The following is a 20,244-nucleotide window of genomic DNA, read 5'->3' as shown; positions in this document are numbered from 1 at the left end:
CCAAACGCAAGAAGTGCCAGGGGCCGGAACGGAGGACAGGACGATGACGGAACTGACGCCATCTGCGATTACCGGCCAGGCCGCGCAGACGAAAGCGGCAGCCGTTAAAAATCCATCCATTACCACTGGCCTGACCAATGGCGGCCGAACCACCAATGGTATGGCCGCGCAGGGTCTCTATGATCCGCGCAACGAGCATGACGCCTGCGGCGTCGGCTTCATCGTCAACATGAAGAACGTCAAGTCGCACCAGATCGTCAAGGACGGGCTGTTCGTGCTCGAAAACCTGACGCATCGCGGCGCCGTTGGCGCCGATCCGCTGATGGGCGACGGCGCCGGCGTGCTGGTGCAGATTCCGGACCGCTTCTTCCGCGAGGAGATGGCGGCCCAGGGCGTCGAACTGCCGGCGGCGGGCCAATACGGCGTCGGCCACTGGTTCATGCCGCAGGAAGCTGCACTGCGCGCTCATGTCGAAGACATCATCGCCGAATCGGCGCAGTCCGAGGGGCTGCCGCTGCTCGGTTTCCGTGACGTGCCGGTCGACAATTCGTCGCTGTCGAAGGCGCCCGATATCGCGGCATCCGAACCGTTCCATCGCCAGGTCTTTATCGGCCGCACGGCCGACATTCCCGACGACGAGGAATACGAGGCCAGGCTGTACCTGCTGCGCAAGGTCATTTCCGGCCGCATCTACGCCGAGAACGACAACAGGGATATCGGCGCCTACTGCGTGTCGCTGTCGGCACGCACCATCGTCTACAAGGGCATGTTCCTGGCCTATCAGGTCGGCGCCTACTACAAGGATCTGTCGGATCCGCGTTTCGAGACGGCGCTGATCCTCGTCCACCAGCGCTTCTCGACCAACACCTTCCCGTCGTGGAAGCTGGCGCATCCCTACCGCATGGTCGCGCATAATGGTGAGATCAACACTGTGCGCGGCAACAACAACTGGATGGCGGCGCGCCAGGCCTCGGTCGATTCCGAACTGTTCGGCAACAACATCTCGAAGCTGTGGCCGATCTCCTATGACGGCCAGTCCGACACTGCGTGCTTCGACAATGCGCTCGAATTCCTGTTCCAGGGCGGCTACAGCCTCAGCCACGCCATGATGATGCTGATCCCGGAAGCCTGGGCCGGCAACAAGCTCATGGATGCCGACCGCAAGGCTTTCTACGAATACCATGCAGCCCTGATGGAGCCATGGGATGGGCCGGCCGCGGTCGCCTTTACCGATGGCCGCCAGATCGGCGCCACCCTCGACCGCAACGGACTACGCCCGGCGCGCTATATCGTCACCGACGACGACCGCGTCATCATGGCCTCGGAAGCCGGCGTGCTGCCGGTGCCGGAGGAAAAGATCGTCAAGAAGTGGCGGCTGCAGCCCGGCCGCATGCTTCTGATCGACCTCGCCAAGGGCCGCATCATTTCCGACGAGGAGATCAAGTCGGAGATCGCGACCAGGCACCCCTACAAGACCTGGCTCAACAACACGCAGCTGATCCTGGAGGATCTGAAGCCGGTTGAACCGCGCGCGCTGCGCAAAGATGTCAGCCTGCTCGATCGCCAGCAGGCGTTCGGCTACAGTCAGGAAGACACCAAGCTGTTGATGTCGCCGATGGCGACCACCGGCCAGGAAGCCGTGGGTTCGATGGGCACCGACACGCCGATCTCGGCGATGTCGGACAAGTCGAAGCTGCTCTACACCTATTTCAAGCAGAACTTCGCCCAGGTCACCAACCCGCCGATCGACCCGATCCGCGAGGAGTTGGTGATGAGCCTGGTGTCGTTCATCGGGCCGCGGCCGAACATCTTCGATCTGGTCGGCAATTCGCGCCGCAAGCGGCTTGAAGTGCGCCAGCCGATCCTGACCAATGGCGATCTGGAAAAGATCCGCTCCATCGGCCACACCGAGGACCGTTTCGACACCAAGACGATCGATATCACCTATGGGTCGAGCGAGGGCGCGGCCGGCATGCAGGGCGCCGTCGAACGTCTGTGCGAGCGGGCGGAAGCAGCTGTCGCCGGCGGCTACAACATCATCATTCTGTCGGACCGGCAGGTCGGTCCGGACCGCATCGCCATCCCGGCATTGCTGGCGACGGCGGCGGTGCATCACCACCTGATCCGCAAGGGCCTGCGCACCGCGGTCGGTCTGGTCGTCGAATCCGGCGAGCCGCGCGAAGTGCATCATTTCTGCTGCCTCGCCGGCTATGGCGCCGAGGCGATCAATCCGTACCTCGCCTTCGACACGCTGCTCGACATGCACAAGCGCGGCGAACTGCCGGCGGAGGTCGACGCGTACGAAGTCGTCTCGCGCTACATCAAGTCGATCGGCAAGGGCATCCTTAAGGTGATGTCCAAGATGGGCATCTCGACCTACCAGTCCTATTGCGGCGCGCAGATCTTCGACGCCATCGGGCTGAAGTCGGATTTCGTCGAGAAGTACTTCACCGGCACCGCGACGCTGATCGAAGGTGTGGGCCTGGACGAGGTCGCGGCCGAGACGCTCAGCCGCCACACCGACGGCTTCGGCAACGATCCGGTGCTGCGCAACAGTCTCGAGGTCGGCGGCGAATACATGTACCGCATGCGCGGCGAAGCCCATATGTGGTCGCCAGACGCGGTCGCCACCTTGCAGCACGCCGTGCGTCAGGGCTCATGGGATACGTTCAAGGAATACTCGGCGCAGATCGACAGCGAGACGGCCCGTGCCCAGACCATTCGCGGCCTGTTCAGGATCAAGCTGGCGGAGGAGACCGGCCGCAAGAAGGTCGCGATGGAGGACGTGATGTCGGCGGCCGACATCGTCAAGCGCTTCTCGACCGGGGCTATGTCGTTCGGCTCGATCTCGCGCGAAGCGCATACCACGCTGGCGCGCGCCATGAACCAGATCGGCGGCAAGTCGAACACCGGCGAGGGCGGCGAAGAGGCCGACCGTTATCTGCCGCTGCCCGGCGGCGGCAAGAACCCCGAACGTTCGGCGATCAAGCAGGTCGCTTCGGGGCGGTTCGGCGTGACGGCCGAGTATCTCGTCAATTCCGATGTCATGCAGATCAAGGTCGCGCAGGGCGCCAAGCCAGGCGAGGGCGGCCAGCTTCCCGGCCACAAGGTCGACGCGACAATCGCCAAGGTCCGGCACTCGACGCCCGGCGTCGGCCTGATCTCGCCGCCGCCGCATCACGACATCTATTCGATCGAGGATCTGGCGCAGCTGATCTACGACCTGAAGAACGTCAATCCGGCCGCCGACGTCTCGGTCAAACTGGTCTCGGAAGTCGGCGTCGGTACGGTTGCGGCCGGCGTCGCCAAGGCGCGCGCCGACCACATCACCATCTCGGGCTATGATGGCGGCACTGGTGCATCGCCGCTGACCTCGCTCAAGCACGCCGGCAGCCCGTGGGAAATGGGCCTTGCCGAGACGCACCAGACGCTGGTGCTGAACGGGCTGCGCTCGCGCGTCGCGCTGCAGGTTGACGGCGGCTTGCGTACCGGGCGCGACGTCATCATCGGTGCGCTGCTCGGCGCCGACGAGTTCGGCTTCTCGACCGCGCCGCTGATCGCGGCCGGCTGCATCATGATGCGCAAGTGCCATCTCAACACCTGCCCGGTCGGCGTCGCGACGCAGGACCCGGTGCTGCGCAAGCGCTTCAAGGGCACGCCCGAGCATGTCATCAACTTCTTCTTCTATGTGGCGGAAGAGGTGAGAGGGCTGCTCGCCGAGATGGGCTACACCCATATCGACCAGATCATCGGCGATAGCGACCTTCTGGAAAAGCGCGAGATGATCCAGCACTGGAAGGCGCGCGGGCTCGATTTCGGCAAGATGTTCTTCAAGCCGGACGCGCCGCATGAAGCGGTGCACTGGACCGAGCGGCAGAAGCACCCGATCGACGATGTGCTCGACCGCAAGCTGATCGAACTGGCCAAGCCCGCGCTCGAGACCAAGCAGCCGGTCAAGATCGAGGTCGACATCCGCAATGTCGACCGTTCGACCGGCGCCATGCTGTCGGGCGAAGTGGCCAAGCGTTTCAGGCACAAGGGCCTGCGCGAAGACACGATCCAGGTGAAGCTGACCGGCACTGCCGGCCAGTCCTTCGGCGCCTTCCTGGCGCGCGGCATTTCATTCGAGCTTGTCGGCGCCGCCAACGACTATGTCGGCAAGGGCCTGTCGGGCGGACGCATCGTCATCCGGCCGCCGGAAGAATCCAAGATCGTCGCGGCTGAATCGATCATCGTCGGCAATACGGTGCTCTATGGCGCCACCGAGGGCGAGGCCTATTTCGCCGGTGTCGCCGGCGAACGCTTCGCGGTGCGCAATTCGGGCGTGGCCGCCGTCGTCGAAGGTGTCGGCGACCATGGCTGCGAGTACATGACCGGCGGCATCGTCGTCGTCATCGGCCAGACCGGCCGCAACTTCGCCGCCGGCATGTCGGGCGGGGTCGCCTATGTGCTGGACGAAGCCGGCGATTTCGCCGCGCGCTGCAACATGGCGATGGTCGAGCTGGAGCCGGTGCCGGAAGAAGACGATCTGATGGAGAGGCTGCTGCACCATGGCGGCGACCTCGACCACAAGGGCCGCGTCGACGTCTCCGGCGACATGACCAGCCATGACGAGGAGCGGCTCTACCAGCTGATCTCGAACCACGTCCATTTTACGGGTTCGGTACGCGGCCGCGAGATCCTCGACGACTGGACGACATTCCGGCCGAAATTCCGCAAGATCATGCCGGTCGAATACCGCCGTGCGCTGATCGAGATGGAACGCATGCGCATGGGCGTGGCGGCGGAATAGGCTTTTGAGAACTTGCCGGGAAGCCCAGGCTTCCCGGAACTTTCAGCGACAGTTTGACCTCCGACGCAAGGTTGCCATGGCTGCCTCAAGGGGTTAACGGGTGCGGCGAACCCGCACCATCTGGACAGCAGGAACTGGACTATGGGCAAGGTAACAGGCTTTCTCGAAATCGACCGGCAGGTGCACAAGTACCAGCCGGCCTCCGACCGCATCCGGCATTTTCGCGAGTTCACGCTGCCGATGTCGGACAAGGAGGTCGAGAAACAGGCCGCGCGCTGCATGGATTGCGGCATCCCGTTCTGCCACGGGCCGACCGGTTGCCCGATCCACAACCAGATCCCGGACTGGAACGATCTCGTCTATAATGGCGACTGGGACAATGCGATCCGCAACCTGCATTCGACCAACAATTTCCCCGAATTCACCGGCCGCATCTGCCCCGCGCCTTGCGAGGAAGCCTGCACGCTGAACCTCGAGGACATTCCGGTCGCTATCAAGACGGTCGAGCAGGCAATCGCCGACAAGGCTTACGAGACCGGCCATATCCGGCCCTATCCGCCAGAGAAGAAGACCGGCAAGCGGGTCGCCGTCATCGGCTCCGGCCCGGCCGGCATGGCTGCGGCGCAGCAACTCGGCCGCGCCGGGCACGAGGTCAGTGTCTACGAGCGTGAGAGCCGCCCCGGCGGGCTGATGCGTTATGGCATTCCCGACTTCAAGATCGAGAAGCACTATATCGACCGCCGCATCGAGCAGATGCAGGGCGAGGGCGTGACCTTCCATTGCGGCGTCAATGTCGGTGTCGACAAGCCCGTGGCAGAGCTGCTCGCCGAATATGATGCGGTGCTCTATTGCGGCGGTTCGGAATCGCCGCGTCCGGCAAACATTCCGGGCGACGATCTCGGCGGCGTCTATGATGCCATGCCCTATCTGGTGCAGCAGAACCGCCGGGTCGGCGGCGAGCCGATCCAGTCGGTGGCATGGCCGTCGCATCCGATCATCGCCGGCGGCCAGCATGTCGTCGTCGTCGGCGGCGGTGATACCGCGTCCGACTGCGTCGGCACGGCCTTCCGCCAGGGCGCGGTGCGCGTCACCCAGCTCGACATCCGCCCGCAGCCGCCGGAAAAGGAAGACAAGCTCGCGGTCTGGCCCTACTGGGCGACGAAGATGCGGACGTCGTCGTCGCAGGCCGAAGGTGCGGAGCGCGAATTCCAGGTGGCGACGCTCGAATTCATCGGCGAAGATGGCCAGCTGACCGGTGTGAAGTGCTGCGAGGTCGACGAGAAGCGCAAGCCGATCGCCGGCACCGAATTCGTCATCCGCGCCGATCTCGCCTTCATCGCCATCGGCTTTGCCGGACCGGCTGCCGTGGGCGTGGCGAAGGAGCTGGACGGTCAGATGAAGATCACGACCGACAGGCGGCGTTCCAGGAATGTCGAAGCCAACGATCGCGACTACAAGACCAGCGTCGACAAGCTTTTTGCCGCCGGTGATGTGCGCCGGGGCCAGTCGTTGGTGGTGTGGGCGATCCGGGAGGGCCGCCAGGCGGCGCGCTCGATCGACGAAGCGCTGATGGGGTCGACGGTGTTGCCTCGCTAACGGTTGATCGCCGTCGTCGTATCAGTCGCGGCAGCGGCCTTCGGCGGCCAGGAGAAATCGTCGGCGCGGCCGGGTGACGCCTCGGGGGCCTTGCCTTCGAGGATCAACTTTTCGCCAGGCAGCTGCGGATTGGCCTTCGGCGTCGCCGCGGCGCCGAGAAGTTCGGTACCGCCGTCGAGCGCCGGATCGTTGAGCAGCATCGGCACCGTGCGGTCGACCACGATGGGGGCGGCGGGCAGGGACGGCGCCTCGACCGGGGCACCGGCGGGTGCGGCAGCCGTTACCACGCTTCCCGGTGCTGCCAGGCCGAGTATCTTGGCCAGCGGTTTTTCGGTGTAGAAGGCGAGCTTGCGCTTGCCGGCCTTCGAGACGTTGATGCCGTCGTCGGAGCGCAGCCGCACGGCTTGGCCGTTCATGTCGGGGCCGGTCGAGACGAAGGCGCCGTTCTCGTCGACGAACCCGTCCCAGACATCGACGAATTCGCCGCCGTTCTTCTCGGCGGCCGAATGGTAGATGTCGTTGAAGGCCAGCATGTCGGAGGTCATCTTCGGCGCCTTGAAGGCCGGCATGCCGACCCACAGATACGGCACTTTGGTCGACGCCAGCGCCTTGCCGAATGCCTCGGTCCGGCGCTCGTATTCCTTGGTCCAGTTCTCGGAACGCGGCTGCTCGCGCACGTCGTTGACGCGCATCTGCTGGCGGTCGTTGGAGCCGAGCATGACGACGACCGCTGCCGGCTTCTCCGTCTCGATCAGCGATTTGACCTGTTCGGGCCAGTTGTAGACGTCATCACGCACGAAGCCTGACGAGCCGTTGGCGCGCTCGACGATCCTGATGGCGGGGTTGGCGGCAAAGGCGGTGTCGAGGCCCTCGGCAAGGCCGCTCGCCATGAAATCGCCGATCACCAGGATGACGCGGGAATCCGGCGCCTTCTCGACAATCGGAACGGCAGGTTCAACGGGCGCACGGGGCTTTTTCTTGACCTTCGGCTTCGCCTTTCGGATATCGAGCGGCGGCTCGATGCGTTCGCTGCGGCGCGGGAACAACAGGTCGCGCAGCGACCAGCCGCGGCTCTGCGGCTGTTCCTGCGCCAAAGCCGGTGTGTGGAAAGTGCCGGCGACTCCCGTCGCCAGGACAACGATGGCCAGAACGAGGATCGGCAAGCGGAAAACGATCACACGGATACGCGCTGCCGAAACCAAGCTCCCTCTCCATCCCTTTGTGCATGACCCTCGCAGGGATCATGCGCAGATCGATGCTACAGCGTCCCTTGCGCGTCACAAATGCGCGGCACCGCAGCTGGCCCTATTTCTTTCTGAGCCATTTGAGCACTTCCATGCTCGGATACCCGTCCTGGGTCAAGCCGACCTTTGCCTGATAGGTCATGATGGCGGTTTTCGTGCCGTCACCGATCTTGCCGTCGAACTTGCCGTCGTAAAGCCCGTGCTGCGAAAGCCGTTTCTGCAACTCCTGCCTTTCCTCGAAGGACAGCTTGGTGAAAGGCCGCTTCCAGTCCTGCACCAGACCAGTAGAGCCGGCGATTTCGTCGGCAAGAAGGCCGACGGCGAGGGCATATTTGTCGGCGTTGTTGTAGGCCTTGATGACGGAGAAGTTCTTGATCATCAGGAAGGCCGGTCCGCCGCGGCCGTCCGGCACTTTCAGCGTCGCCTTGTCGGTTGCGTTCCTGAACGGCTTGCCATTGGCCCTAGCGACGCCGAGCGCCTGCCACTGCGCCAGCGTCTTCGAGCCAGCTGGCAGTTTGCCGGCCGGAATGGTGACCTCATAGCCCCAGGTCTTGCCGCCTTGCCAGCCATTCTTCTTCAGCAGATTGGCTGATGTCGCCAGCGCATCGGGGATCGAATTCCAGATGTCACGCTTGCCGTTGCCGTCCATGTCGACGGCATAATGCTGATAGCTGGTCGGGATGAACTGGGTCTGGCCCATGGCACCGGCCCAGGAGCCCATCAGGTGGCTTTCGTCGATGTCGCCGGTCTGCAGGATTTTTAGCGCGGCGACCAGTTGGGTGCGGGCGAATTTCGACCGCTTCGGGTCGCCATAGGCGAGCGTCGCCAGCGAGCGGATGACATTGCGCATGATGTCGTCGCGCTTGAGGATCTCGCCATAGTTCGATTCCATCGACCAGATGGCGAGCAGGATGTAGCGATCGACGCCGAACCTCGCTTCGATCCGGTCCAGCCACGGCTTCCATTTCTTGGCCATCTGCTGGCCTACCGCAACGGACTGATCATGGACGCGGTTGTCGAAATAGTCCCAGGCGGGCGCGCTGAACTCAGGCTGGGTACGGGCCTTTTCCAGCACCACCGGGTCGGGTTCGTTGATGCCGCGGAACGCCTGGTCGTAGACCGCGCCGGAAACACCGCCCGCCACGGCGGTGGCGCGGAAGCCGGCGACCCATTGCCGGAAACCGGCATCGGCAAAGGCCGGTCCGGCCGGCATCAGCAAGGCGAGCGAGAGGCTGGCCGCCGTCAGGACGCTGGTAAAGCGTTTTGCGGCACTGCGAACGGACATCTTTTCCTCCTTCACAATCTCAGGAAAGACCATTCATCGCCGAACCGGGTTAGGAATTAGTTTACCATAGGCGGCGCCTGGAACGAAAAGACATGTCGATGTTTTAGGCACTGGAAGTTCTCACCAGCAGCTCGTAATCCTCGATTTCGGCGTGAAAATGTCTCGAAACGGGATTGCGGAGCAGGCAATCAAACGGATAATTGACGCATGAAGCGAGTTCGCAAGGCAGTTTTCCCGGTCGCCGGTCTCGGCACGCGGTTCCTCCCGGCCACCAAGGCCATCCCGAAGGAAATGCTGACCGTCGTCGACCGGCCGGTCATCCAGTATGTCGTCGATGAGGCGCGCGAGGCCGGCATCGAACATTTCATCTTCGTCACCGGCCGCAACAAGGCGGTCATCGAGGACCATTTCGATATCCAGTTCGAGCTCTACGACACACTTGCGCAGCGCGGCAAGGACGAGCAGCTGGCCCGCCTGCAGCGGCTGCAGCCGGCGCCGGGGCAGACCTCGTTCACCCGCCAGCAGGTGCCGATGGGCCTCGGCCACGCCGTCTGGTGCGCGCGCGAACTGGTCGGCGATGAGCCGTTCGCGCTCTTGCTGCCCGACATGATCATGCAGTCGGAAAAGAGCTGCATGAAGGCCATGGTCGAACTCTATGAGGAGACCGGCAACAACATCATCGCCGTGCAGGAATGCGATCCGGCCGAAACCCACAAATATGGCATTGTCGGCCGCGGCGAGGACACGCATCACGGCTTCCGCATCACCGAGATGGTCGAAAAGCCAAAGACCGGCACCGCGCCGTCCAATCTCTACATCAACGGCCGCTACATCCTGCAGCCCGAGATCTTCACGATCCTCGAAAGCCAGGAAAAGGGCGCCGGCAATGAGATCCAGCTCACCGACGCGATGCTGAAGCTGGAAAAGCAGCAGCCGTTCTTTGGCTACCACTATCAGGGCCGCACATTCGATTGCGGCTCGCCGGAAGGATTCGTCGAAGCCAATGTCGCCTTCGCGCTGTGGCGCAGCGACATGAACGAGAACATGGCCGGCGTCATCCGCACGCTGCTCGACGAGATGAAGCCGTCCGAGCGCCGCGGCGCCGCCTTCTAGCTAACGCTGCAATTTCAGCCCCAAATAGACGCTGTTGGCGGTGTAGTTGCGCCCGGGCAGATTGCTGGTCAGCTTTTCGGTGCGGGCGCGGCTGGTGAGGCCGACATAGCGGTTCAGCCACCATGTCAGCCCGGCCTCGGCGCTCAGCGTCAGGTCATGCCCGTCGGAGCCGGTGTAGTCGCGCCAGTCGAGGCCAAGGGCGGCGTTGCCGGTCAGGTCGGCGCGGATCTGCCGTTCGCCGGTGAGGCGGCCTGAATAGAGGAGGTCGCCGCTCTCATTCGCGGTCGTCGTGTCTTCGATCATGGTCTGCGCGGTCAGGCCGATGATGGTGCCGCGTTCGGGCGACCATTTAAGGTCGGCATTCACCGACGCCCCCGAATTCGCCTCCAGCCGGTTGTCGTCGATCGCTTCCCGGAGCCAGCCGGCGGAGAATTCGCCGGCCAGTTTCTCGCCCATGTCCACTTCGACACCGGCGCGCGCGCCAAGCCGCGTCGACGACCGTTCAAAGCCGCTTGAATCGACGCGCAGATCATAGGCGCGTCGGCCGACTTCGACTTCGGCGAAAGGCGTGATGGCGGGCGAGATCTCGTAACCGGTGCGCAAGGTCGCGGTGTAAAGGGTGGAATCGCGATCCTTCTGTGACAACACGGTGCCGTCCGTCAGCTTCGCGTCGCCATAGATATCGTGGGAGACCGCGCCGGTCAGCGCGAAGCGGAGCTTGCCGACATCCTTCTTGACGGCGAGGCTGCCGTCGACGGTCTGGCGTATCGGCTGCGCGGTGACGCCGGCAATGGCGTCGGGCGAGGACGCCGATTCCGGCGCAATCTCGTAGCCGAGTTTGGCGATGGCGCGCAGTTCATTGTCGAGGTCGGCATTGAGCGTGCCTTCGATACGACCGCGCCCCTCGTTGATCTTCTGGCCCGAAATGGTGTTGCGGAAGTTGCCGTAGCCGTCGATGACAGCCGAATTCTCGCGCCAGTCGGAGGCGGCAGAGAAACGCAGCGCCGTTTCGGACAGCACCGCCGACTTGCCGCCGCTGCTGGAATCGGCGTTCGACGTGACGGTAACGCCCTGCTCCAGCGTCGGCCGGAGCAGGAAGGAGCCGACCTTGATCCCGGTTGCCGCGTACGGAGCGTCCTCTGGCTTCTTCTTCTGACCCTCGATGGCATCGGTGCGCTCGGCGCCGGGATCGAGCTTCTGCCGGTCGACGCTATCGACGGTGAGGGCACGGCGGTTGGCCGTATCCTGCTCGGTGTCGTCTGTCGTCGTGTCGGTCGGCGTTGTTCCGGTCGTGGTCGAGTCCGTGGCCTGGCCAGGCTTCTTCTTGTCGGCAGCCTTGGTTTTGTCCTTGGTCTTGTCCGCAGCGACGGCGCGCTGTTTTGCCGTCGACGGCCGGCGTGGCTGGACGGTTGGCGGTTGGTCGGCGAACGAATCGTCGGTGGCTTGCGGCGGGTCGAAAATGCTGTTTGCGCCGGCTTGTGACGGGTCGGTGTCGTCCGGCAAGGCGCCATCGCTGGCCGGCACATAGGCGGTTGGCGTGTTCTCCGTGGGGGCGGTGTTGGCAGGAACCGGCTTGACCTGCGTGTTGGCCTTGCTCAATTGCCTGGCCCGGCGCTGCTGGTCGGACAGGATCGCCGATTCCGAGACTTCACCGCGCAGCTCGGTTTCCTGGGCATGAAGCGCAGTTGGCCGCAGCAGAGCGAGCATGCTCGTCGCCAAGAGCAGAGCGCAAAAGGCTTTGCCCGTTCGACCTTTTTTCTTTTCAGGATGGGCCCGCGACATCGTCACCACTGCTTGCGCGGCGCAAGCGCGCCATACTTACCGAACCGTAAACGGGGATGGTTAACGGAGGGTTGAAGGGGTGCCTGTCAGACCTGGCCGGACGGCAATTCTGTTGGACAGGCGAACGGCAACGCGCTAATCGCATCAGCCATGCATGCGAGATCCCCAGAAAAGAAGCCTTTGGACAGTCAGGCTTCGATCGCCTCGGCGCTGAGAACGGTAGCCACGGAACAGGCCGGCGTGGCGGCATTGGCTGCCGCGCTGGAAAACGGACTGGCCGAACCCTTCGCGCACGCCGTCGACATTATCTCGCGCATCGATGGCCGCGTCATCGTTACCGGCGTCGGCAAAAGCGGCCATATCGGCACCAAGATCGCGGCGAGTCTGGCTTCGACCGGCACGCCTGCCTTCTTCGTCCATCCGGCGGAGGCGAATCACGGCGACCTCGGCATGATCGCCAGGGACGATGCCATCATCGCCATGTCATGGTCCGGCGAGAGCAAGGAATTGACGGGCATCGTCGCCTATTCCAGGCGCTTCTCGATCCCGCTGATTGCGATAACCGCAGGCGCGACTTCGGCGCTGGCGCGCGCGGCCGACGTGGTGCTGCTTCTGCCATCCGTGCCGGAAGCCTGCCCGCACGGCCTAGCGCCGACGACATCGACGCTGCTGCAACTGGTGGTCGGGGATGCGCTAGCCATCGCGCTGCTCGAAGCGCGCGGCTTCACCCCCGACCATTTCCGTACTTTTCATCCTGGCGGCCAACTCGGCGCCAATCTGATGCTGGTCTCCGAGATCATGCGGGTGGGCGATCAGATTCCGCTTGCCGTGCTGGGCACCAAGATGCCTGAAGCGGTCATGACGCTGTCGAACAAGAAAGTCGGCTGTGTCTGCGTCGTCGACGCGAAGGGCGAACTGGTCGGGATCATCACCGACGGCGATGTCGCGCGCAATTTGCATCGCAACCTGGCCGATATCGCCGTGGACGACATCATGACCCGCACACCGAAGACGGTCGATCCTCAGACTCTGGCCGGCACGGCGATCGCGCTTCTCAACGAACACAATATCGGTGCGCTGGTGGTGACCGAAAACAGGATGCCCGTGGGGGTGATTCACTTCCACGATTTGCTGCGCATCGGCGCGGCCTGAGGAAGCTCAAAGCGCGTCGCATTGGGGTGACCTACGCGACGCGCTTCGATTTTTTGCCAAAAATGCGCAGCGCGCTTTTGGGTGTTCAGACAGCCTCGACCGTCAATTCCAGATCGGTGTCGGCCGAGCTGACGACGCGCACCTGTGTGCCGGCCGGCAGGTCGGGACCGGAGACGCGCCACAGCGTGTCGCCGAGTTTTATGCGACCGCGACCATCCTTGATCGGTTCGGCAAGGGTAGCCATCTTGCCGACCATCTGTGCGCCGCGGCGGTTGAGCAGCGGCTGGTCGGTCGCGTCATGACGCCCGCCAACCAGCTTCTTGCCGGCGAAGGCCGAGACCAGCGACAGCGCCAGGAAGGCGAGGACCTGGACTTCCCAGGTCCAGAAGCTTGCGTCCCAGATCAGCAGGGAAACCACGCCGATCAACAGCGCGGCGATGCCGATCCACAGCATGAAGATGCCAGGCGCAACGACCTCCATCACCAGGAGGACAAAGCCCAGAACCATCCAGTTCCACGGGCCAAGTTCGGAAATGATGCGGTCGAACATCAGAGTGAGCTCCTATGACCTCAGTTCGCTTGATCTCAATTCTCGCTCGGGCGAACCACCGGAGGGCGGGCGGCCTGCCGTGCGGCGCCGGCGGTGCCTTCGCTGCGAAACACCTCTTTGGCGATCTCGCTAATGCCGCCGAGCGTGCCGATCAGCGCCGAGGCTTCCATCGGCATCAGCACGACCTTGCTGTTGTTGGCGGTACCGATCTTGCCCATCGCTTCGGTGTATTTCAGCGCCACGAAGTAGTTGAGCGCCTGCACGTCGCCCTTGGAGATGGCTTCCGACACAACCTGGGTGGCGCGCGCTTCGGCCTCGGCTGAGCGTTCGCGCGCCTCAGCGTCGCGGAAGGCGGCTTCCTTGCGGCCTTCGGCCTCGAGGATCTGCGACTGCTTGAGACCTTCGGCGGCAAGGATCTGCGCACGCTTGTTACGTTCGGCCGTCATCTGCCGGCCCATCGATTCGATGAGGTTGGCCGGCGGATTGATGTCCTTGATCTCGACGCGGGTGATCTTGATGCCCCACGGGTGCGCCGCTTCGTCTACGACGCGCAGCAGCCGCTCGTTGATGGCGTCGCGGTTGGACAAGAGTTCGTCGAGGTCCATAGAGCCCATCACGGTACGGATGTTGGTCATCGTCAGGTTGAGGATGGCGTTCTCCAGGCCGGCGACCTGATAGGCTGCCTGCGCGGCATTGAGGATCTGGTAGAAGGCGATGCCGTCGACACCGACTATGGCGTTGTCGCGTGTGATGATTTCCTGGCTCGGAACGTCGAGCACCTGTTCCATCATGTTCATCTTGGCGCCGATACGGTCGACGAACGGCACGATGAGGTTGAGGCCGGGGCTTAGTGTTTTGGTGTAACGACCAAAGCGCTCCACCGTATAATTGTAGCCTTGCGGGATTGTCCGGATGCCTTTGATAAGAAGCACCAACACCAGAAAGGCAAGTGCACCAATCGCAATACCGAAACCACTGAAGTCCATTTAAATCTCCCTCAGATGCCGGCCATGGGGTTGATTCCATGCAACCGACTTCACCAAACACTTAGGTGTGTTTCAATAATGTTACAATCAGGTGATCGCTGATTATTAGTGCGTAGAATACCGCAACAGTGGCGATCGATCACTACAACGTAGCGGGCTCAGGCCCAGCCCGACAGTTCGCGCCGCACCATCGCCTCGATCACCGCCATGCCTTCTGCGCTGTCGTTGAGGCATGGGATGTGGGCGAATTTCGCGCCGCCGGCGTGGTGGAAGGTCTCGGCCGCCTCGCGGCCGATTTCGTCCAGCGTCTCGATGCAGTCGACGGAAAAGCCGGGATTGACGATGGCAATCGATTTCACGCCGTCCCTGGCCAGTTTCTCGACCATCTTGTCGGTATACGGTTGCAGCCACTCCTGTGCGCCAAAGCGCGACTGGAAGGTGGTGATCAGCTTCTGTTCGCTCCAGCCGAGCTTTTCGCGCAGCAGTCGCGTCGTCTCCAGGCAATGCGCCTGGTAGGGATCGCCCTTGTCGGAATAGGGTTTGGGGATACCGTGATAGGAGGTGATGACCACCTCGGGCTGAAAGTCGAGCGTCGCCAGATGCAGCTCGATCGAACGGGCAAGTGCCTCGATATAAACCGGCTCGGCATAGTAGGGCGGCACGCTGCGGATGGCGGGCGCCGCCCGCATCTTCATCAGCGCGCGAAACAGCTGGTCGTTGGCGGTCGCTGTGGTGGTCGCCGAATATTGCGGATAGAGCGGAAAGGAAAGGATGCGGTCGCAGCCCTGCGAGACCAGCTTTTCGGCAACGCTTGCGGTCGAAGGATTGCCGTAGCGCATCGCCCAGTCGACGACGACATTGGGGAGATCGCGCAGTGCTTCGGTCAGTTTTTCGCTCTGGGCGCGGGTGTAGGTACGCAGCGGTGACTCGTCCCTCTCGCGATTCCAGATCCTGGCGTAATTGGCGCCGGACTTCTTCGGCCTCGTCGTCAGCACCAGGCCGTAGAGGATCGGATACCAGATCGCCTTGTTGAGTTCGATGACGCGCGGATCAGACAGGAATTCACGGAGGTAGCGCCACATCGGCTTGAAATCGGTGCCGTCGGGCGTGCCGAGATTGACCAGCATGACGCCGATCTTGCCGGCCTTGACCGGCGGATGTCTCGCCGGCAACGGGCCGAGCGCTTTCGCGGCTTTGGGGTCGACAGGCGTGGAAAGCGTCATGGAAGGTCTCCCGACACCGCGCGAAACCGACGATGTCGCGGCGAAACTAGCGATGCGGCGCGCGTTTTCAATGCTGCGTCTGGCCGCACCTTACCCTGAAAGCCAAAACCCCCCGTTTTTCCGGACGGGTTTTGCTGGTCGCATGCGCGAAGCGAAGTTACTTCGGCGGGATGGTCAAGGTCGCACCGACGGGAAGCCGGCGTGGCTCGTAGCCCTTGTTGGCCTCGGAGATCACCTTCCATTTGGTGCCGTCGCCATAGGCCTTCTTGGCGAGGTCCCAATAGGTATCGCCGGCGACGATGACGTGGCTGGCCTCGGCCGGCTTTGCCGGCTCGGCGGGGGCAGGCGTTGCGGGAGCTGGGGCTGCTTCAGCCGGTTTGGCCGGTTCGGTCGGCGCTGCCGGGGCCGTTTCCGCCGGCACACTCGGCGGGGTGGTGGATATGTCGCCGGAGCCTGCCGGCAACGCGGGCATCGCCGGCTCCGCCTCGGCCGGTTTTGCCGGCTCGGCCGGAGCAGGTGCCGGTTCGGCAGGTTTTGCCGGTTCAGCGGCCGGGGCAGCCGCTACGGTTGCGGCGACCTCGGTGATGCGGCCGTCGAGTTTCGGCGTATAGGGCCGGTGCGCGGCGAGATAGTCGGCGACCACCTGTTCGAGGCCGGGGCCGTAATCATAGGCGTTCTTGGCCTTGTCGGCGAAGACCTTGTAGCCGTCGCCGCCCTGGCGGACATAATTGTTGGTCGCCACCAGATAGTCCTTGTCCGGATTGATCGGCGCCCAGGCGCCGCCTTCCATTACCTCGACCGACTTGACGCGGCCGGCATTGGGCGCGACCGACTTGTCGAAGGCGTATTTGAGACCTGCCACCTGCGGGAAGCGGCCGGCGCCGTCCTCGACCTGGCTGACGCCGTTTTCCAGCCCGGCTACCAGATCCTTGCCGGAAATCTGGAAGGTCGCCAGCGTGTTCTGGAACGGCAGCACGGTCAGCACCTCGCCCATGGTCACGGTGCCCTTGTCGATCGAGGCACGCAGGCCGCCGCCATTGGAGACGACGATCTCGACGCCCTGTCCCTTGACGCGGTCGAGAATGGCGTCGGAAACGAGGTTGCCCATCGCGCATTCCTTGGTGCGGCAATTCTCGCGGCTGCCGTCGATGGCCTCGGTGGTCTCGGCTACTTCCTTGTTCTTCAGTGCCTCGATCGGCGCGCCGAGTTCCTTGATGCGGGCAAGCACGGCGGGATCAGGGGTGATCGATTTGTCGAGGAAGATCGGGTCGCCGCTGGCTTCCTTGACGACGCCATTGTCGTCGAACACGACCTTGAACTCGCCGAGATATTTCGAATAGGACGCCGCCTGCACCACCGGCACCTTGGAGCCGTCGGGGTTGTCGACCATCGTCGGGTAGGGGCCTTCGGCCTTTGGGTCGGTATTGGACAGAAGCGAATGGCTGTGGCCACCGACGACCACGTCGATGCCGGGGATCTTGGCAATGACATCGCGCTCGCGCCTGTAGCCGATATGGGTGACGGCGATGATCTTGTTGACGCCTTGCGCCTTCAGCTTCTCGACCTCCGCCGTGATCGACTTGACGTCGTCGGCGATGGTGATGTTGGGGCCAGGCGAGGCGAGTTCCGGCGTGTCATTAGTCACGGCGCCGATGATGCCGATCTTCTGGCCGCCGACCTCGACGACGATCGACGGCTTGATCTTGCCCGCGGCGCCGGACTTGTCGTTGGGCAGGACATTGGCGCTGACGACCGGGAACTGCGCCTTGTCGAGGTAAGGTACCAGCGCGCTCTCGCCATCGTCAAACTCATGATTGCCGAGCGTCACCGCGTCGGGCTTGATCTGATTGAGAAATTCCTCCTCCGCGGCGCCCTTGTAGGTGATGTAGAACAGCGATCCCTGGAAGCTGTCGCCGGCATTGAGCAGCAGCACGTTCTGGCCTTCGAGCTTCTTGCGCTCCTGCGCGATCGCGGTGACCAGCCGGCCGGCGCCGCCGATGCATTCACCCTTGGTCTCTTCCTCGGCCGAGCAGGTCGACTCATATTTGTTGTTGCCTTCGATGCGGCTGTGCCAATCGTTGAAATGCAGGATGTTCAGCGTGTAGTCGGCAAAGGATGGTGCGGCCGACAGGCTAAGCGTCGAGGCAGAAAGGGCGGCAATGGCAGCGAGCTTCTTCATCTTCGTCTCCCGGATGGATGTGGTCGAGCCGTTTAACGCTCTTACTTGACTGCAGGATAACAGCCAGCTTTTGGTCATGTTCCCATCGCGGTTGTGGCGATGCAAGAAGAATCAGGGTGGACGAAATCGGCATCGGTTTGCCGGCATAAAAAAGGCGGCGGCATCGCGCCACCGCCCTTTTAGAAGGCTATATCAGATAGGCTCAGCTGCGCCTGGTCAGGACGAAATTCTGGCCGGCGGAGCTGGTGCAATTCAGCTGGTTGATCGACACCAGCAGGCAGTTGAAGGCGATCGGCTGCTGTCGGATCAGCGAGGTGCCGTTGATCTCAACCGAGGTGGCGCCGGTCTTGGTATAGCTGCCATCAGCGAATTTCTCGCCGGTCTCTGCCGAAACGGTGGTGAAGACGCCGCCGTTCAATGTCGAGACCGCCTTGCCTTCGGCGTTCAGCCAAGAGCCCTCGACGCCTCGCGGCTGCGATGAGATCGGCGGCCCGTCGGAGCCGCCGGTGGTGCAGGCGGCAATCATCGTCGCAAGAGCGCCCGCCGCGCCCGCCGAAAGAATTTTGCGCGCAATCGTCATGTGAAATCCTCTCCTGACGCATCGGCCCAATCGCCAAACAACGTTTTGGGAAACACGATGTGCGTGGCCTCAAGTTTCCAGAGCAGTCCCTCGTGCGCCCAAATGGATGCACACTGCTCTCGTCCGCATCCCTTCAATCGCCCGATTTCCGGGCGATTGCAAGGCGGTGAGGCAGGGGTATGGAACTGCTATCGGACGAGGATGTTGCGGAATTGCCACGGGTCGTTTTTGTCGAGGTCCTCCGGGAACAGACCAGGACGGTTATCGAGCGGCGTCCAGTCGGTGTAGTAGCCCTTGACCGGCCCAAGATACGGGGACTGCACTTCCAGGCAGCGCTTGTAGTCCATCTCGTCGGCCTCGACGATGCCGGCTTCGGGGTTTTCGAGCGCCCAGACCATGCCGGCGAGAACGGCCGAGGTGACCTGCATGCCGGTGGCATTCTGGTAGGGCGCCAGCTTGCGGGCTTCGGCCAGCGACAGCTGCGAACCGTACCAGTAGGCGTTCTTGTCGTGGCCGTAGAGCAGCACGCCGAGTTCGTCTACACCATCGACCAGCTCGTTTTCGTCAAGCACATGGTGGACCGGCTGCGGCTTGCCGGCGGCGCCGAACATTTCGTCCAGCGACAGCAGCGCGTCATTGCAGGGATGATAGGCATAGTGGCAGGTCGGGCGGTATTGGACCTTGCCCTTCTTGCCGCGCACGGTGAAGAAGTCGGCGATCGAAATCGCCTCGTTGTGGGTCACCAGCAAGCCGTATTGCGCGCCCGGCGTCGGGCACCATGAACGCACGCGGGTGTTGGCGCCAGGCTGTTCAAGATAGATCGCCGCCTTGGAGCCATGTTTGTGCTCCTTGCCGTTCTTTGGCATCCATTTCTCATGCGTGCCCCAGCCGAGCTCGGCCGGCTGCAGCCCTTCCGAGATGAAGCCCTCGACCGACCAGGTGTTCCAGAACACGTTCATCGGTTTCGGCTTCTTGGTGCGCTGGGTGTCGCGCTCGGCGATGTGAATGCCCTTGACGCCGGCCTTTTTCATAAGTTTGGCCCAGCCGTCGCGGTCGTCCTGCGCCGGTTCGGAAAATTCGAGGCCGAGATCGCCGGCGAGGTTGAGCAGCGCCTGCTTGACGAACCACGAGACCATTCCAGGATTGGCGCCGCAGGTCGAAACCGCCGTCGCGCCGCCGGGCTTGTCGTGCTTCTCCTTGATCATCGCTTCGCGCAGCGCGTAGTTGGTGCGGCTGGCATTGTCGGCCTTGGTGTCGAAGTAGAAGCCAAGCCACGGCTCGACGACGGTGTCGATGTAGAGCACGCCGAGCTTGCGGCAGAGCCGCATCAGGTCGACCGAGCCGGTGTCGACCGACAGATTGACGCAAAAGCCCTGGCCGCCACCATTGGTCAGAAGCGGGGTCAAAAGCTTCTTGTAGTTCTTCTCGGTCACGTGTTCCTGGACGAAGGCGATGCCGCGCTCGTCGAGCAGCTTGCGGTCGGTATCGAGCGGGTCGATGACCGTCATGCGCGACTTGTCGAATTTGAAATGGCGCTCGATCAGCGGCAGCGTTCCCCGTCCGATCGAACCGAAGCCGATCATTACGACAGGGCCGGTGATTTCACCGTAAACGGGCCAGTTTTCATTCGCCATTTTATCGAGCACTCCTTCAAAAAACCCGGGAAATTGGGGGCAAAACACGCGCGAAAAACCGGGCATTTTGCCCGGTGGATATGCGCTACATCACAGATCATTGTCACAAACCAGTGAAAAGCGCCAAC

At 63.0% G+C, this 20,244-nt stretch carries 13 protein-coding genes; 4 read left to right on the top strand and 9 right to left on the bottom strand.

Annotated elements, in window-relative coordinates; all coding sequences use genetic code 11:
* Positions 1-43 precede the first annotated feature (43 nt).
* Positions 44-4,792, top strand: coding sequence for a glutamate synthase large subunit (gene gltB / locus JQK88_RS13795; protein WP_203278583.1), 4,749 nt, complete (start codon positions 44-46; stop codon positions 4,790-4,792).
* A 141-nt stretch (positions 4,793-4,933) separates the two neighbouring features.
* The gene (locus JQK88_RS13790) at positions 4,934-6,388 is read left to right on the top strand and encodes a glutamate synthase subunit beta (RefSeq protein ID WP_203278582.1); all 1,455 of its coding nucleotides are present in this window, start codon (positions 4,934-4,936) and stop codon (positions 6,386-6,388) included.
* On the opposite strand, the gene JQK88_RS13785 is transcribed toward JQK88_RS13790, so the two are convergent.
* Together JQK88_RS13785 and JQK88_RS13780 are read right to left on the bottom strand one after the other, a co-directional pair.
* On the bottom strand, positions 6,385-7,590 hold the full coding sequence (locus JQK88_RS13785; protein WP_203278581.1) for an SGNH/GDSL hydrolase family protein: 1,206 nt from the start codon (positions 7,588-7,590) through the stop codon (positions 6,385-6,387). The genes JQK88_RS13790 and JQK88_RS13785 overlap by 4 nt on opposite strands.
* Positions 7,591-7,693: 103 nt before the next feature.
* Positions 7,694-8,917, bottom strand: a complete 1,224-nt coding sequence (locus tag JQK88_RS13780) for a lytic murein transglycosylase (protein WP_192254543.1) — start codon at positions 8,915-8,917, stop codon at positions 7,694-7,696.
* A 207-nt stretch (positions 8,918-9,124) separates the two neighbouring features.
* On the opposite strand from JQK88_RS13780, the gene galU reads away from it, so the two are divergent.
* Positions 9,125-10,030 (top strand): UTP--glucose-1-phosphate uridylyltransferase GalU, encoded by a 906-nt coding sequence (galU, locus tag JQK88_RS13775; RefSeq protein WP_192254541.1) that lies wholly within the window; start codon positions 9,125-9,127, stop codon positions 10,028-10,030.
* Here galU and JQK88_RS13770 read toward each other — a convergent pair whose 3' ends face one another.
* A complete protein-coding gene (locus tag JQK88_RS13770; RefSeq protein ID WP_203278580.1) occupies positions 10,031-11,812 on the bottom strand; it encodes an outer membrane beta-barrel protein in 1,782 nt (593 codons plus the stop codon).
* A gap of 150 nt (positions 11,813-11,962) precedes the next feature.
* On the opposite strand from JQK88_RS13770, the gene JQK88_RS13765 reads away from it, so the two are divergent.
* The gene (locus JQK88_RS13765) at positions 11,963-12,964 is read left to right on the top strand and encodes a KpsF/GutQ family sugar-phosphate isomerase (protein ID WP_203278579.1); all 1,002 of its coding nucleotides are present in this window, start codon (positions 11,963-11,965) and stop codon (positions 12,962-12,964) included.
* Between the two features lie 85 nt (positions 12,965-13,049).
* On the opposite strand, the gene JQK88_RS13760 is transcribed toward JQK88_RS13765, so the two are convergent.
* From JQK88_RS13760 to JQK88_RS13735, 6 genes are all read right to left on the bottom strand, one after another.
* Entirely contained in the window at positions 13,050-13,514 is a 465-nt protein-coding gene (locus tag JQK88_RS13760; RefSeq protein WP_192254535.1) for an NfeD family protein, read from the bottom strand.
* 35 nt (positions 13,515-13,549) lie between these two features.
* Entirely contained in the window at positions 13,550-14,500 is a 951-nt protein-coding gene (locus tag JQK88_RS13755; protein ID WP_112559280.1) for an SPFH domain-containing protein, read from the bottom strand.
* A 158-nt stretch (positions 14,501-14,658) separates the two neighbouring features.
* A complete protein-coding gene (hemH, locus tag JQK88_RS13750) occupies positions 14,659-15,723 on the bottom strand; it encodes a ferrochelatase (RefSeq protein ID WP_203278578.1) in 1,065 nt (354 codons plus the stop codon).
* Between the two features lie 157 nt (positions 15,724-15,880).
* Positions 15,881-17,902: a bifunctional metallophosphatase/5'-nucleotidase gene (locus JQK88_RS13745; RefSeq protein ID WP_192254531.1), complete on the bottom strand. Its 2,022-nt coding sequence runs from the start codon at positions 17,900-17,902 to the stop codon at positions 15,881-15,883.
* Positions 17,903-18,104: 202 nt separating this feature from the next.
* On the bottom strand, positions 18,105-18,482 hold the full coding sequence (locus JQK88_RS13740) for an Omp10 family outer membrane lipoprotein (RefSeq protein WP_192254529.1): 378 nt from the start codon (positions 18,480-18,482) through the stop codon (positions 18,105-18,107).
* A gap of 188 nt (positions 18,483-18,670) precedes the next feature.
* Complete coding sequence (locus JQK88_RS13735; protein WP_203278577.1) at positions 18,671-20,116, bottom strand: homospermidine synthase; 1,446 nt, start codon at positions 20,114-20,116, stop codon at positions 18,671-18,673.
* Positions 20,117-20,244: the final 128 nt, after the last annotated feature.

Origin of the sequence: Mesorhizobium caraganae, assembly GCF_016836705.1 — a bacterium.
Classification (GTDB): domain Bacteria; phylum Pseudomonadota; class Alphaproteobacteria; order Rhizobiales; family Rhizobiaceae; genus Mesorhizobium; species Mesorhizobium caraganae.
This window is presented reverse-complemented; position numbering and strand designations above follow the sequence as displayed.

Excerpts from the sequence above, each read along its gene's own strand:
- gltB (WP_203278583.1), top strand. The coding sequence starts at position 44 with ATGACGGAACTGACGCCATCTGCGATTACCGGCCAGGCCGCGCAGACG.
- JQK88_RS13790 (WP_203278582.1), top strand. The coding sequence starts at position 4,934 with ATGGGCAAGGTAACAGGCTTTCTCGAAATCGACCGGCAGGTGCACAAG.
- JQK88_RS13780 (WP_192254543.1), bottom strand. The coding sequence starts at position 8,917 with ATGTCCGTTCGCAGTGCCGCAAAACGCTTTACCAGCGTCCTGACGGCG.
- galU (WP_192254541.1), top strand. The coding sequence starts at position 9,125 with ATGAAGCGAGTTCGCAAGGCAGTTTTCCCGGTCGCCGGTCTCGGCACG.
- JQK88_RS13770 (WP_203278580.1), bottom strand. The coding sequence starts at position 11,812 with ATGTCGCGGGCCCATCCTGAAAAGAAAAAAGGTCGAACGGGCAAAGCC.
- JQK88_RS13765 (WP_203278579.1), top strand. The coding sequence starts at position 11,963 with ATGCATGCGAGATCCCCAGAAAAGAAGCCTTTGGACAGTCAGGCTTCG.
- JQK88_RS13760 (WP_192254535.1), bottom strand. The coding sequence starts at position 13,514 with ATGTTCGACCGCATCATTTCCGAACTTGGCCCGTGGAACTGGATGGTT.
- JQK88_RS13755 (WP_112559280.1), bottom strand. The coding sequence starts at position 14,500 with ATGGACTTCAGTGGTTTCGGTATTGCGATTGGTGCACTTGCCTTTCTG.
- hemH (WP_203278578.1), bottom strand. The coding sequence starts at position 15,723 with ATGACGCTTTCCACGCCTGTCGACCCCAAAGCCGCGAAAGCGCTCGGC.
- JQK88_RS13745 (WP_192254531.1), bottom strand. The coding sequence starts at position 17,902 with ATGAAGAAGCTCGCTGCCATTGCCGCCCTTTCTGCCTCGACGCTTAGC.
- JQK88_RS13740 (WP_192254529.1), bottom strand. The coding sequence starts at position 18,482 with ATGACGATTGCGCGCAAAATTCTTTCGGCGGGCGCGGCGGGCGCTCTT.
- JQK88_RS13735 (WP_203278577.1), bottom strand. The coding sequence starts at position 20,116 with ATGGCGAATGAAAACTGGCCCGTTTACGGTGAAATCACCGGCCCTGTC.